The sequence below is a fragment of the Roseobacter sp. AzwK-3b genome (assembly GCF_000170875.1).
In the GTDB taxonomy this organism is placed as follows: Bacteria; Pseudomonadota; Alphaproteobacteria; order Rhodobacterales; family Rhodobacteraceae; genus Roseovarius; species Roseovarius litoreus.
Genome location: NZ_ABCR01000005.1, coordinates 212,306 through 224,374, shown reverse-complemented (window position 1 = coordinate 224,374; position 12,069 = coordinate 212,306). Strand labels below are relative to the sequence as shown.

General features: G+C 61.1%; 13 protein-coding genes and 1 tRNA gene. 9 read left to right on the top strand and 5 right to left on the bottom strand.

Annotation, left to right across the window (positions count from 1 at the left end; genetic code table 11):
• Nucleotides 1–107: 107 nt before the first annotated feature.
• Together RAZWK3B_RS11020 and RAZWK3B_RS11015 are read left to right on the top strand one after the other, a co-directional pair.
• Nucleotides 108–1,646 (top strand): trimethylamine methyltransferase family protein, encoded by a 1,539-nt coding sequence (locus RAZWK3B_RS11020; protein ID WP_007815095.1) that lies wholly within the window; start codon nucleotides 108–110, stop codon nucleotides 1,644–1,646.
• Nucleotides 1,647–1,782: 136 nt separating this feature from the next.
• Nucleotides 1,783–2,382, top strand: a complete 600-nt coding sequence (locus RAZWK3B_RS11015; RefSeq protein WP_007815093.1) for a nucleotidyltransferase family protein — start codon at nucleotides 1,783–1,785, stop codon at nucleotides 2,380–2,382.
• 21 nt (nucleotides 2,383–2,403) lie between these two features.
• Here RAZWK3B_RS11015 and RAZWK3B_RS11010 read toward each other — a convergent pair whose 3' ends face one another.
• Entirely contained in the window at nucleotides 2,404–3,714 is a 1,311-nt protein-coding gene (locus RAZWK3B_RS11010) for an ATP-binding protein (RefSeq protein WP_007815091.1), read from the bottom strand.
• Nucleotides 3,715–3,753: 39 nt separating this feature from the next.
• Here RAZWK3B_RS11010 and RAZWK3B_RS11005 point away from each other — a divergent pair, with 39 nt between their 5' ends.
• Nucleotides 3,754–4,665, top strand: coding sequence for an MBL fold metallo-hydrolase (locus RAZWK3B_RS11005; RefSeq protein WP_007815089.1), 912 nt, complete (start codon nucleotides 3,754–3,756; stop codon nucleotides 4,663–4,665).
• Nucleotides 4,666–4,746: 81 nt separating this feature from the next.
• A tRNA-Asn gene (locus RAZWK3B_RS11000) sits at nucleotides 4,747–4,821 on the top strand.
• A gap of 206 nt (nucleotides 4,822–5,027) precedes the next feature.
• Here RAZWK3B_RS11000 and RAZWK3B_RS10995 read toward each other — a convergent pair.
• Both RAZWK3B_RS10995 and RAZWK3B_RS10990 read right to left on the bottom strand, forming a co-directional pair.
• Complete coding sequence (locus tag RAZWK3B_RS10995; RefSeq protein WP_007815087.1) at nucleotides 5,028–5,807, bottom strand: lanthanide ABC transporter permease protein PedC; 780 nt, start codon at nucleotides 5,805–5,807, stop codon at nucleotides 5,028–5,030.
• On the bottom strand, nucleotides 5,804–6,523 hold the full coding sequence (locus RAZWK3B_RS10990; RefSeq protein ID WP_007815085.1) for a lanthanide ABC transporter ATP-binding protein PedB/LutE: 720 nt from the start codon (nucleotides 6,521–6,523) through the stop codon (nucleotides 5,804–5,806). Before RAZWK3B_RS10990 ends, RAZWK3B_RS10995 begins: the two co-directional genes overlap by 4 nt.
• Nucleotides 6,524–6,893: 370 nt before the next feature.
• Between RAZWK3B_RS10990 and pqqA the strand changes: the two genes are divergently transcribed.
• Genes pqqA through pqqE form a run of 5 tightly spaced genes read left to right on the top strand, consistent with a single transcriptional unit; the run spans nucleotide 6,894 to nucleotide 9,999 of the window.
• Complete coding sequence (gene pqqA, locus RAZWK3B_RS20590) at nucleotides 6,894–7,001, top strand: pyrroloquinoline quinone precursor peptide PqqA (protein WP_007815084.1); 108 nt, start codon at nucleotides 6,894–6,896, stop codon at nucleotides 6,999–7,001.
• 25 nt (nucleotides 7,002–7,026) lie between these two features.
• Nucleotides 7,027–7,914 (top strand): pyrroloquinoline quinone biosynthesis protein PqqB, encoded by an 888-nt coding sequence (pqqB, locus tag RAZWK3B_RS10985; RefSeq protein WP_037295599.1) that lies wholly within the window; start codon nucleotides 7,027–7,029, stop codon nucleotides 7,912–7,914.
• Nucleotides 7,911–8,639: a pyrroloquinoline-quinone synthase PqqC gene (gene pqqC / locus RAZWK3B_RS10980; protein WP_007815080.1), complete on the top strand. Its 729-nt coding sequence runs from the start codon at nucleotides 7,911–7,913 to the stop codon at nucleotides 8,637–8,639. The genes pqqB and pqqC overlap by 4 nt, the downstream gene beginning before the upstream one ends.
• The gene (pqqD, locus tag RAZWK3B_RS10975) at nucleotides 8,636–8,923 is read left to right on the top strand and encodes a pyrroloquinoline quinone biosynthesis peptide chaperone PqqD (RefSeq protein ID WP_007815078.1); all 288 of its coding nucleotides are present in this window, start codon (nucleotides 8,636–8,638) and stop codon (nucleotides 8,921–8,923) included. The genes pqqC and pqqD overlap by 4 nt, the downstream gene beginning before the upstream one ends.
• Entirely contained in the window at nucleotides 8,920–9,999 is a 1,080-nt protein-coding gene (pqqE, locus tag RAZWK3B_RS10970; protein ID WP_007815077.1) for a pyrroloquinoline quinone biosynthesis protein PqqE, read from the top strand. Before pqqD ends, pqqE begins: the two co-directional genes overlap by 4 nt.
• A gap of 91 nt (nucleotides 10,000–10,090) precedes the next feature.
• On the opposite strand, the gene RAZWK3B_RS10965 is transcribed toward pqqE, so the two are convergent.
• Nucleotides 10,091–10,666, bottom strand: coding sequence for a c-type cytochrome (locus RAZWK3B_RS10965; RefSeq protein WP_037295598.1), 576 nt, complete (start codon nucleotides 10,664–10,666; stop codon nucleotides 10,091–10,093).
• Entirely contained in the window at nucleotides 10,663–11,928 is a 1,266-nt protein-coding gene (locus tag RAZWK3B_RS10960; RefSeq protein WP_007815073.1) for a PQQ-dependent sugar dehydrogenase, read from the bottom strand. The genes RAZWK3B_RS10965 and RAZWK3B_RS10960 overlap by 4 nt, the downstream gene beginning before the upstream one ends.
• Nucleotides 11,929–12,069: the final 141 nt, after the last annotated feature.

Here is a 12,069-nt window from a genome sequence, read left to right as displayed (position 1 = left end):
CGATCGGCGCGGCCCGTGGTCGGGCTGCACGTGGCAGGCCAGGCGCGATCTGAAAGATCCCGCCGCCTGACACCGCCCTATTCCGCCCCTAACAGGACCATCCAGCCATGAACGATATGACCTCCCGCCGCTCCAGTGGCCGCGCCGCCCGCCGCGCCAGCCGCTCCGCCCCACTTGGCGACCATCTCCGCCCGATCCGCCCCGGTCTCGAAGGTGGGCTCTACAAGCCCCTCAGCCCCGAGGCGATGGACCGCATCCATCACGCAGCACTTGATGCGCTCGAACAGATCGGGCTTGCCGACGCGCCCCCCAGTGGCATCGCCTGGATGACCGGCGCCGGCGCCGTGCTCGGCGAGGATGGCAGGCTGCGCTTTCCCCGTGCCTTGGTCGAGGATACGCTGGCCCGCGCCAATCGCGACATCACCCTTTACGCCCGTGAGCCCCGCCATGACATGCAGCTTTCTGGCAACCGGGTGCATTACGGCACCGCAGGCGCCGCCGTGCATCTCGTCGACCCCGAAGCGCGCCATTACCGCGACAGCACCGTGCAGGATCTGCACGACGCCGCCCGGATCGCCGACCAGATGGACAATATCCACTTCGTCCAGCGCCCGATGGTGGCCCGCGATGTTATCGACAATCGCGAAATGGACCTCAACACGATCTATGCCTGCTGCGCGGGCACCACGAAACACGTGGGAACCTCCTTCACAGACCCGGCCTTCGTGGCCGATGCCTTCGAGATGCTGCATCTCATCGCAGGCGGCGAAAAGGCGTGGCGCGAGCGACCATTCGTGAGCAATTCCAATTGCTTCGTTGTCCCGCCCATGAAATTCGCCACCGAATCCTGTCAGGTGATGGAAGCCTGCATCGCGGGCGGCATGCCGATCCTGCTGCTCTCGGCGGGGCAAGCCGGCGCCACGGCGCCCGCCTCCATCGCCGGCGCCATCGTGCAGGCCGTGGCGGAATGCCTGGCCGGTCTGGTCTATGTGAACGCCGTGAAACCGGGGCATCCCGCGATCTTTGGCACATGGCCTTTCGTGTCTGACCTGCGCACCGGTGCGATGTCCGGCGGATCGGGCGAACAGGCGCTGCTCAGCGCCGGCTGCGCGCAGATGCATGGCTATTACGGGCTACCGGGGGGGGCTGCAGCAGGCATCGCCGATGCCAAACTGCCCGACATGCAGGCCGGGTGGGAGCAGATGTGCTCAAACGTGATGGCCGGGTTGTCCGGCCTCAACATGGTCTACGAGGCGGCAGGCATGCATGCATCGCTTCTGGGCTTCTGCCACGAGTCGCTGATCCTCGGCAATGACATGATCGGACAGGCCTTGCGCTGCGTGCGCGGCATCGAGGTGGACGAGGACAGCCTCAGCCTCGAGGTGATCCGCGCCACCTGCATCGGCGGCCCGGGCCATTACCTCGGCAGCGATCAAACGCTGATGCGGATGCAGCGCGACTATGTCTACCCGGACCTCGCCGATCGCAGCTCTCCCAAGGAATGGGTCGAGATGGGCCAGCCGGACCTTCTGGAAAAGGCCACGGCGCGCAAGAATGCGATCCTCGCAGACAGGGCCGCCGCCCGCTTCGATCCGATACGCGATGCCGAGATCCGCAAACGGTTTGCCATCCACCTGCCGGCCTGACCAAGGCAGGCCCGGTCACGACAGGCAACCCGCGAAAACAGGACGACGCCTTGCGTTTCTTCTGGCATCAAGTATCCCGGGGTGAATTGGCCACAGGCCAAGAGGGGCAGAGCCCCTGACCCGCAACGGAGGCCGCATGTGCAAGGTCGTGATCCTGATCCCAGCCGCCGGCGCCTCGTCGCGGATGCGCGGGCTGGACAAGCTCCTGGAACCGGTCGACGGTCTGCCGCTGTTGGCACGGCAAGCCGCCATGGCCCTGCAGACCGATTGCGCGGTTCTGGTGACCGTCCCCACCGACGGCTCCCGAAGACAGGCCACACTCAAGCCTCTACCCGGCCTCGACATAGCCCTTCTGGACGATCCGAGCGAAGGCCTCGCGGCTTCGATCCGCGCAGGCGCCGAATGGGCAAAAACGCAGCATGCCGAAGGGCTTATGGTCGTCCTGGCCGATATGCCCGATCTTCAGAGCCATGATCTGACCCTCATGATCCGCACCTTCAAGGATGCTTCCGACAAGGTTCTTCGCGCAACCGATGTCACGGGGCGTGCGGGCCATCCGGTGATCTTTCCAGCCCGGTTGTTCTCCGCCTTGACCGAAATTCAAGGCGATACCGGCGCGCGCGACATTCTGCGCCACGAGGAGGTGAGCACCCTGCCCTTGCCCGGATATCGCGCCACGACCGATCTCGACACACCCGAGGACTGGGCCGCATGGCGCCAGCGCCGGATGTCCTGACGCTCAACGCAAAGCCACCCCTCAGCGGCCGATCACGATATCCGCGCGCAGCCCGCCCAAGCGCTGGCTTTCTCCAAGCCTGACCGTGCCGCCATGCGCCCGCGCGATATCCATTGCGATCGACAGGCCAAGCCCCACGCCGGTCCCGAGATTCTGGTTCCGGGCAGGCTCGAGCCGGGCAAAGGGTTTCATCGCCTCCGCGCGGCTTTCAGGCGGAATACCGGGGCCATCATCCTCGACCCGGATGCGCAGCGACCGATCGGTCAGCAGCACCGACAGTTCGGCCTTGCTGCCATAGCGCACCGCGTTGTTGATGAGGTTTTCGATCGCCCGCCGGATTGCGCCCGCCCTGAGCGCCACCTCGCCGGTGCCATCGCCCTTCACCTCGACCAGCGAAGCAGGAATATTGGCGCGGGCGCAATCCTCGACGATCCGGCGCACCAGCGCCACCGGATCGACCGGTTCGGGCTGTCCCTCCTGCGCACCCCGGGCGAAGGCAAGGAACTCGTCCAGCAGACGTTCCATGTCGGCCACATCCTGTTGCATGGGGATGCGGTCTTCATCCTCCAGCATGGACAGCCCCAGCTTGAGCCGCGTCAGCGGCGTGCGCATGTCGTGGCTCACCCCCGACAGCATCAGGGTTCGTTGCTCGATTTGACGCTCGATCCGGGCCCGCATGTCCAGAAAGGCGTGCCCCGCCGCGCGCACCTCGACAGCGCCTGCCGGGCGATAGGGCTCGTGGCGGCCCCGCCCGAAGGCCTCCGCGGCGCGGGCAAGCCGGGTGATCGGGCGCAATTGATTGCGCAGATAAAGATAGGCGATCACCGTCATCAGAACGCCGAAGAACACCATGTTGACGAACAGCTGATGCGCATTCGAAGCCGAGACCCGGCGACGGTCAAATTGCAACTGCCAGATCCCGTCATGCTGCTCCATGTAAAGGATCACCCTGTGATCGTCAGGCAGTTCGATCACCCGCAGCGCCGGCAAAAGCGCTTCCAGCTCGCGGATCACGATGATGCCGGTGAAATCGAACCAGCGGCGCAGGTTGGCGCGGGGCAACTCATCCGTGGGCACCGGCTGAACCGCGATCTGCAGCGACCGGGCCAGTCGGGACGCCCCCGCCTCGCGCGCGCTCTCGCCACTGTCGAGCAGTGCCCGCACCTCGCGGCTGGCGGTGCGGGTCATCTGTTCGGTCACCCCCTCGAAATGACGCTGGATGAACACCACAGCCACCACCAGAAACAGGCTGACAACAGGCAAAAGCAGGATCAGAGCAGCCCTGCCATAAAGACTGCGTGGCGTATATGATTTGAGCCAGTCGAAGGTCATGCGCTAAACTAGACCCAGCCCGCCGCAGAAGGAAGACCCATGACGCCCCAAACCGAGTTCAATCCGCCCGTGGGCCATCCCGAGGATCTGGGCCGCGGCATCCGGCGCATTCTGGCGCCCAACCCCTCAGCGATGACGTTTCGTGGGACGAATACCTATCTGCTGGGCGAAACCGATCTCGCGGTCATCGATCCCGGCCCTGACGATGCGGCGCATCTGGAGGCCATCCTCCAGGCAGTCGGCCCCGGCCAGCGCATCAGCCATATCTTCGTGACCCATGCGCATCTGGATCACGCACCGCTGGCGCGGGCGCTGGCGCTTCGGACAGGCGCACCGGTGCTGGCCTATGGCACTGCCCGCGCCGGGCGCAGCGCGGCGATGCAGCAGCTCGCGGCGGCAGGTCTCGGAGATGGTGGCGAGGGCGTCGACCTGGCCTTCCAGCCCGATCACTGCCTGCAGGACGGCGAGACCGTGCATGCCCAAGGCTGGAGCCTGACCGCCCACTGGACACCGGGACATCTGGGCAATCATATGTGCTTTACCGCGCGCGGCGCGATCTTTACCGGTGATCTGGTGATGGGCTGGGCCAGTTCCCTGGTGTCGCCCCCGGACGGAGACCTGAGCGATTTCATGGCCTCCTGCGCCAAGCTGCGCGCCCTGCCTGCCGAGGTGTATCATTCCGGCCATGGCGCCCCGATCGAGGCACCTCTCGCGCGGCTTGATTGGCTGATCGCACACCGCCGCTCGCGCGAGGCGGCGATCCTCGAGCATCTGGCGCACGGCCCCGCCGATGCCGAAACGCTTGCACGGCAGATCTACACCGACACACCGCCCGCTCTCCTGCCCGCCGCAACGCGCAACGTTCTGGCGCATCTCATTGATCTGCATGGAAAAAGCATGGCTCTGCCGCTTGATGACCTCTCCCCTCAGGCGCGCTTCCGGCGGCCCTGATGGGTCGCAGCACAATGTCGGAATTTTTGTGACAATCCCTCTGGACGTCCCCATAGGCTGTTGCTATACCGCGCTTCGTGTTCCGGCGTAGCTCAGCGGTAGAGCAGTTGACTGTTAATCAATTGGTCGTAGGTTCGATCCCTACCGCCGGAGCCAAAATCCCAACTTTGGTCTGCATATCCACCGGGAATGCCCGGTTTGCAGTTGTGGGTTCTGTGTCCGCGCGCTGCCAGCGTGGATCCGTGCTCTGCGCCACGCATGGTGCCTTACCCTGATGGCTGCTCCCCTGCCCGCCCAACGTCCACCGATGACCTGTCTTGAAGAGACCGACATCACACCGCCTCGTTCAAGGATTGCTTGGCTCAACGCAAGCCACGCACCGGAGTGTATTGCCGAAACGTAATCCCCAAAAAGACCGCGCCGGTCGCAAGGACCCATGCCAGTGCAGGCCAATTGACCTGTCCGGCAAACGCGAAGCGGATCAGCTCTACGGCATGCGTGAAAGGGTTCAGTTCACACAGGGCAAGCAGCAGGGCCGAACTTCCCCCCATTTGCGCCAGAGGATACAACGCAGACGACAGGAAGAATGTCGGGAAAATCACGAAATTCATCACACCGGCGAAATTCTCGAGTTGGTGGATGCTGGACGACATGGCCAGTCCGAATGCACCCAGCATCAAGCCCGCCAGAAATAACGCCGGTAAAGCACTGACATATCCAGCCAACGGAATGTGGATCCCGAAGGCCATGGCAACAAGCAGGAAGGCGTAGACCTGCAGCAGCGAGATTGCAGTGCTGGACAGCAGCCTACAGACCAGCAGCCACCACCGCGGCAATGGGCTGGTGAGCAATATCCGCATCGACCCCATTTCGCGATCATAAACAAGGCTCAGGGCACTCTGCATGCCATTGAACAGCAGGATCATCCCGCACAGGCCGGGCAGAATATACATCTCGTAGCTGATCGGCGTCACATGCGGCGGAGGCGTCAAAGGCCCGAACGCTCCGCGAAACCCGGCGGCAAAAACGACAAGCCAGATCAAGGGGCGCACCAAGGCCGCCACAAACCGGCTTCGCTGATGAACAAAGCGTAGAACATCGCGTATCACGATGGCACGCAAGGCCAGCAACGATGCTGTCATGTGCAATGATCCGTAAGGTCGAGAAAGGCCTCCTGCAGGGGCTTTTCCCGGGTCAGTTCATGGCACGGGCAGTTCCTGAGAACCTGCCCCTTGTGCAGGATCACGACTTGATCTTCGGCCGATATTTCATCGGTCAGATGGGTCGCCCAGAGAACGGTCATGCCATGGGTTTTACACAGATCGTGAGCGTGTTCCGTGATCGCCCGTCGCGCGGCGGCATCAAGGCCGACAGAAGGTTCGTCCAACAGCAGAACGGTCGGGGAATGCACCAAGGCTCGCGCGATTTCCAGCCGCCTGCGATGACCGCCATTGAGGTTGCGTACACGCTCATGGGTGCGCTCTGCCATATCAAGTCTGTCCAGCGCGGATCTGATCGATGCTTCAGCGGCCTGACCTGAAAGGCCATGCAACCCGGCAAAATAGCTCAGGTTGCGCCAAACCGTCAGGTCGAGATCGAGACTTGGTTGTTGAAAGACTATTCCTATTTTGCCAAGCGCTTTTTCGGGATGAGACCCTAGATCATGTCCGGCAATCTCGATCGTGCCCGTCCGACTAGTGATCAGGCGCGTCAGCAGAGCGAACAATGTGGACTTGCCCGCACCATTGGGGCCGATAAGCGCGCAGAAGGCCCCCTGCTCGACATTGAAGCTGATGTCGTTCAGAGCACGCTTCGCGCCATATGCGTAACTTAGGTTTCGGACGGAAAGCCCTGTCACGGAATACCAATCTCGATCTGATGCAGCCGGCGAATGCCGATCTGCCCGCGACGATATTGATACGATGCAAAACTGGCAAACACATTCAACGTGCCCCACCGTTCACAGGGCTTGGGACATGTCCTTATACCCATGCGGCAGGTTTTGCAGCCAAGGTCGCGCATCGCGTCTTGGCACGCCAAGGCTCGTCACCTGCCGTAACGGAGGCGGTCGGGGCATTCACGGTTGCCTCAACGCATGCAGTGTCTGTTGACACAAGCCGAAATAATCCGCCACACTCCGAAATGAGGGGTCTAATCGAAGCGATACTATCTCGCGACGGCCAAAAGCTACCTCGGAAAACAAAGGACCTGATGGGAGGACACACCGAATGACTTGGAATGCACCCAAGCTTAAAGAGATCAACTGCGGCATGGAAATCAACATGTACGCTCCAGCCGAAGATGAACGCCGCGGACACGAGCCCGACCTGTTCTGAAAACTGACGACTCGGGGTGCCCGGGATGAGGTTTCTAATCTTGGGCGCATCCGCTGGAGGCGGCTTGCCTCAATGGAATTGCGGATGCCGGAACTGCGTCGATGCCCGGAACAGGAAAATTCCATGTTCCGGGCAATCCTCTTTGGCGGTTTCGCTGGATGGAACAACCTGGAGCATTCTCAACGCCTCGCCTGACATTCGTCAGCAGATGCTGGACAATCCACAGATGCACCCGCGGTCCTTGCGCGACACGCCAGTGACCTCCGTTCTTCTGACCAATGGTGATATCGACCATATCGCCGGCCTTCTCAGCTTGCGTGAACAGACACCATTCTCGCTTTTCGCCACAAGTGAGATATTGGAGGTGCTGTCCGAAAACCGGATATTCGACGCTGTAAACCGGGAAAAGGTCACCCGTCACCCGGTGGCGTTGACACAGGATTTCGACTTGCAATCCGGGCTTTCCGCGCGGTTGTTCGCGGTTCCCGGAAAAGTCCCGCTTTTCATGGAAGGCAAGGATGTTCAGACGGACTTGATCGGTGAACAGACAGTGGGCGTGCGCCTGACCGGCAACGGCAAAGTCGCCTATTACGTCCCCGGCTGCGCCGATGTGACCGATGCCGTCCTCGAACAACTTTCCGACGCCGACCTGATATTCTTCGACGGCACTTTGTGGGACGATGACGAGATGATCCGGTCGGGCACCGGGATCAAGACCGGCCGCCGCATGGGGCATATTCCGATCAGCGGACCAGATGGATCGATTGTCCGGCTCCAAGGTCTGCGCGCGGCAAAGACCTTCATTCATATCAACAATACGAACCCGATCCTTCAGCCCGATAGTCCAGAGCGCGCTTTCGTCGAACAGTCCGGATGGGACATCGCCCATGACGGACAGGAGATATCAGCATGACCAGTGAGACACTCGAAGCGCGCCTTCGAAAGATCGGCGAGGAGCGATATCACGACAAGCACCCTTTTCACGACCGCCTGCACGGTGGGCACTGCAGCCCGGATGAAGTGCGCGCCTGGGTAATCAACCGCTGGGCCTATCAGGCGGCGATCCCGATGAAGGATGCCGGGTTCATATCGCGCTGCACGGATCCCGACATGCGCCGTGCGTGGCGGTCTCGGATCGAAGATCATGACGGAGGAATTGACGAAGGCGGAGGCATACGCCGCTGGTTGAAACTGGCCGAGGCCGTGGGTCTCGACGCCGATTATGTGGCGTCGGGCCAAGGTGTATTGCCGGCCACGCGTTTCGCAGTGGAGGCGTATGTCCGATACGTGCAGACCATGCCGCTCCTTCAGGCCGTTGCCTCATCCTTGACCGAGCTTTTCGCGCCCAAGATTCACGAGCGCAGGATCGAAGGCCTGCTTGAACACTACGCCTTCGCCAATACGGAAAGCCTGTCCTATTTCAAAAACCGCTTGGATCAGGCCCCGCGCGATGTCACCTTCGGGCTTCAATGGGTCCTGGATCATGCAGATACCGCTGAGAAAGAAGACATGGCCTGTGCGGCCCTGATATTCAAAACCGAAGTATTGTGGGCCCAGCTCGATGCAATCTGGTCGGCCTATGTGGAGCCGGGCCGCATTCCTCCCGGCGCATGGCAGCCTGGCGAGGGCTTGCGATGACTTTGGCATTCGGTCGCCATGACATACCCTATTTGCCGCGCGGTGTCCGAATTCACCACGATCGCGTACGCGGTCAGAACGTTCTTCTGGCACCTGAAAAGGCGATCGAATTGGACGAGATCGGTTTGGCAATTCTGTCGCGGGTCGATGGTGACGCCACGTTCGATCAGATCATCGCGTCGCTTGCCGCAGCCTATGACGCACCTGCAGAGCGCATAGAAGAAGACGTGCAGCAGTTCCTGACAGGGTTACGCGCGCGGGTTTACGTGATGGTCCGGACATGACCATTCCCGCCCCGATCGCTCTGCTGGCCGAGCTGACACATCGCTGTCCGCTGAGTTGCCCCTACTGCTCGAACCCGCTGGAAATGGTCCGCAAGAGCACCGAACTGGATACGGGAACGTGGATTGATGTGTTCTTGCAAGCCGCGGACATGGGCGTCTTGCAACTGCATCTCTCGGGAGGAGAGCCAGCATCACGGCGCGATCTTGAAGACTTGACGCGCGCGGCGTCGAATGCCGGGCTTTATACCAACCTCATCACATCCGGGATCGGGCTGACGCCACGTCGGCTCGATGCGCTGGAAGCGGCGGGGCTCGACCATGTTCAGCTATCGCTTCAGGGGGCGAATGCCGAGCTGGCCGACAGGATCGGCGGATATAAAGGCGGCTTTGAACGCAAGCTGGCAATCGCAAGAGACATCAAGGAACGAGGCCTTCCCCTCACATTGAACGCGGTGATGCATCGCCAGAACCTCGACGATCTGGACCGCACGATCGAGATGGCCGTCGAGATGGGAGCACGGCGACTTGAAGTCGCCTGTGTCCAGTTCCACGGCTGGGCCACGAAAAATCGCGCAGCCCTGATGCCCACGCGCGAGCAGACCGAAGCGGTCAAGCACACGGTTGCCACCGCCGCCCGGCGCCTGAGCGGCATTCTGGCGTTCGACTTCGTTCCGCCCGATTACCATGCCGATTACCCGAAGGCCTGCATGGGAGGCTGGGGATCAGCAGGGCTGAACGTGATCCCGGACGGCACCGTGTTGCCATGTCACGCGGCCCAAAGCATCCCGCATCTGACCTTCGAGACAGTGCTGGACCGCTCGCTGTCGGACATCTGGTACAAGAGCCCGGCATTCAATGCCTATCGTGGCACGGATTGGATGCCCGAACCCTGCCGCAGCTGCGAACGAAAAACCATCGATTTTGGAGGGTGCCGCTGTCAGGCCTTGGCAATTGCCGGCGATGCCGCTGCGACAGATCCGGTCTGCGTGAAATCCAAAGACCACGACAAGGTGCGCCAACTTCTCGATGATGCAACCGAACGCGAAGAGCCCCTGTCCTACCGGGTGAACCCCTGATCCGATTGTGACCGGCAGCAAGACCGCCGATGACCATCAAGACGAAAAGCGTGACTGGCCGACAGTATCGGCCAGCCCTATTGATGCTCGGTTATTCCACCAGCTCGATTTCGAGACCGATATCAGCATACCAATCCGCAATTTCGCGAATTTCGCTATCGGACAACGACTGCGCCATGGGCGTCATGATGTCGTGCTGACGTTTGCCGTTACGAAACGCCTTGAGTTGCGTGTCGATATAGATGTTTGCCTCGCCTGCTAGGTTGGGCACATCTTCTGCGACATGCAGCCCATCGGCACCGTGACAGGCCACGCATTGTTCGGGCGCAGCCGAGGGGTCCTGCGTCAGGGCGACCTGAACCCGGTGTCCTGAATACCATGCCGCCAAATCCGCGATTTGCTGATCACTGAGCATTTTGGCCACGATCGACATCATCTCGTGCTCACGCGTGCCATCCCGAAAAGCGGTCAGCTGTGCGCGAATATAGCTGGCAGGCTCGCCACCGATATGGGGCGCGATCGGGATCTGGGCATACCCGTCAAGACCATGACAGGTCCGGCATTGACTTGCCAGTTTACGGCCTTCATCCCGATCACCCAAGTCTTCTGCATGGGCACCCCCGGCGAGCAAAAGCCCGCCGAGGATTGTTATTACCGCAGACTTCATTCCGCAGGCTTGGGATTGTAGGCGATCCGCCAGATCGCACCGGCAAAATCGTCAGAGACCAGCATCGATCCATCCGGCAGGAACTCGATGTCCATTGGACGGCCGCGATATTCGCCCGTGCTTTCGTCAAGCCATCCGTCTGCGAACACATGCGCGCCCATCGCGTCGCCCGTTTCCGGATCAAGCGCGGTGAACATCACGCGCGCGCCAACCGGAGTTGTGCGGTTCCACGACCCGTGCTGCGCCCAGAAGATGCCGCCATGATACTCCTCGGGGAAGCTCTTATCGTGATAGAACCGCATGCCAAGATCGGCCGCGTGCGCGGTCAATTCAAGCTGAGGCTCGACGAACTCCACCCCCTCTGGGCGCGGTGCATCTGCCTCCGAGACGATCTCGACTCGTGAATTCGTCCACGGGAACCCGAAATGCTGCCCGGCAGCGGTTTGACGGTTCAACTCGCCAGGGGGGATATCGTCTCCCATGCCGTCGACCTGGTTGTCGGTCCACCAAAGCTCACCTGTTGCGGGGTTGAAGTCTTGTCCAACCGAGTTCCGCACGCCGCGTGTATAGACCTCGCGGCCCGTACCATCGGTATTGATGCGGATGATGCCACCGATGCCGATTTCATCATACATCTCGATCTTCTCGATAGGCTGCACATTGTAGGGCTGGCCGAGCGAGATATAGAGCTTTCCGTCTGGACCGATATCACACACACGCGCCGTGTGGTTGAAGCTTTCTTCCGCTTCCGGAACCAATTCACCCTGCGCGACGACGACACCGACTGCCGGGTCCGGCCCTTCGAAAAAGAACTCGGCCGCAGGGAACACGAGCACTCGGTTGCGCTCGGCGATGTAGAGAAAGCCGTCAGGCGAAAAACAGGGGCCGTTCGGGATGTCGAAGGTGATCGAAGGTGCGAAATCCTTGACCTGATCGGCCACCCGGTCACGGTCGCGATCGACAATCGACCACACCTTGTCCTTGCGCGTCCCTGCAAAAAGAACCGTTCCCTGCGGCGCCATGGCCATCGAACGCGCATCCGGCACAACGGCATAGAGACTGGCTTCGAATCCGTCAGGCAGATTGATTTGCTCGGCGATTTTCTTGAGCGACTCTGCCCTATCCCCCTCCTGATCGACGAACGTGAACGTCGCGTCCGTCTTTTGCATATTTGTCAGTTTATCCATATTGTCTTGGGCCATTGCCGGTCCAACCAGCATCGTTCCAAGCAGAAGGCTCGTAAGCATCTTCTGGTGCATCATATTTCCTCCCTTGATCTTCACGGGAGCGTTTAACGATCTTGCGCCGTCCACCCCGTGATCAGCAATCATCACTTGAGTTTTGACCACCTGTCAACTTTTTTGACCAATTTGGAGGGATGCGCCACTTTTGGCTTGGCCGCA

What these genes read in the sequence shown, in the direction of transcription:
- RAZWK3B_RS11020 (WP_007815095.1), top strand. Translation starts at nt 108, where the DNA reads ATGAACGATATGACCTCCCGCCGCTCCAGTGGCCGCGCCGCCCGCCGC.
- RAZWK3B_RS11015 (WP_007815093.1), top strand. Translation starts at nt 1,783, where the DNA reads ATGTGCAAGGTCGTGATCCTGATCCCAGCCGCCGGCGCCTCGTCGCGG.
- RAZWK3B_RS11010 (WP_007815091.1), bottom strand. Translation starts at nt 3,714, where the DNA reads ATGACCTTCGACTGGCTCAAATCATATACGCCACGCAGTCTTTATGGC.
- RAZWK3B_RS11005 (WP_007815089.1), top strand. Translation starts at nt 3,754, where the DNA reads ATGACGCCCCAAACCGAGTTCAATCCGCCCGTGGGCCATCCCGAGGAT.
- RAZWK3B_RS10995 (WP_007815087.1), bottom strand. Translation starts at nt 5,807, where the DNA reads ATGACAGCATCGTTGCTGGCCTTGCGTGCCATCGTGATACGCGATGTT.
- pqqA (WP_007815084.1), top strand. Translation starts at nt 6,894, where the DNA reads ATGACTTGGAATGCACCCAAGCTTAAAGAGATCAACTGCGGCATGGAA.
- pqqB (WP_037295599.1), top strand. Translation starts at nt 7,027, where the DNA reads ATGAGGTTTCTAATCTTGGGCGCATCCGCTGGAGGCGGCTTGCCTCAA.
- pqqC (WP_007815080.1), top strand. Translation starts at nt 7,911, where the DNA reads ATGACCAGTGAGACACTCGAAGCGCGCCTTCGAAAGATCGGCGAGGAG.
- pqqD (WP_007815078.1), top strand. Translation starts at nt 8,636, where the DNA reads ATGACTTTGGCATTCGGTCGCCATGACATACCCTATTTGCCGCGCGGT.
- pqqE (WP_007815077.1), top strand. Translation starts at nt 8,920, where the DNA reads ATGACCATTCCCGCCCCGATCGCTCTGCTGGCCGAGCTGACACATCGC.
- RAZWK3B_RS10965 (WP_037295598.1), bottom strand. Translation starts at nt 10,666, where the DNA reads ATGAAGTCTGCGGTAATAACAATCCTCGGCGGGCTTTTGCTCGCCGGG.
- RAZWK3B_RS10960 (WP_007815073.1), bottom strand. Translation starts at nt 11,928, where the DNA reads ATGATGCACCAGAAGATGCTTACGAGCCTTCTGCTTGGAACGATGCTG.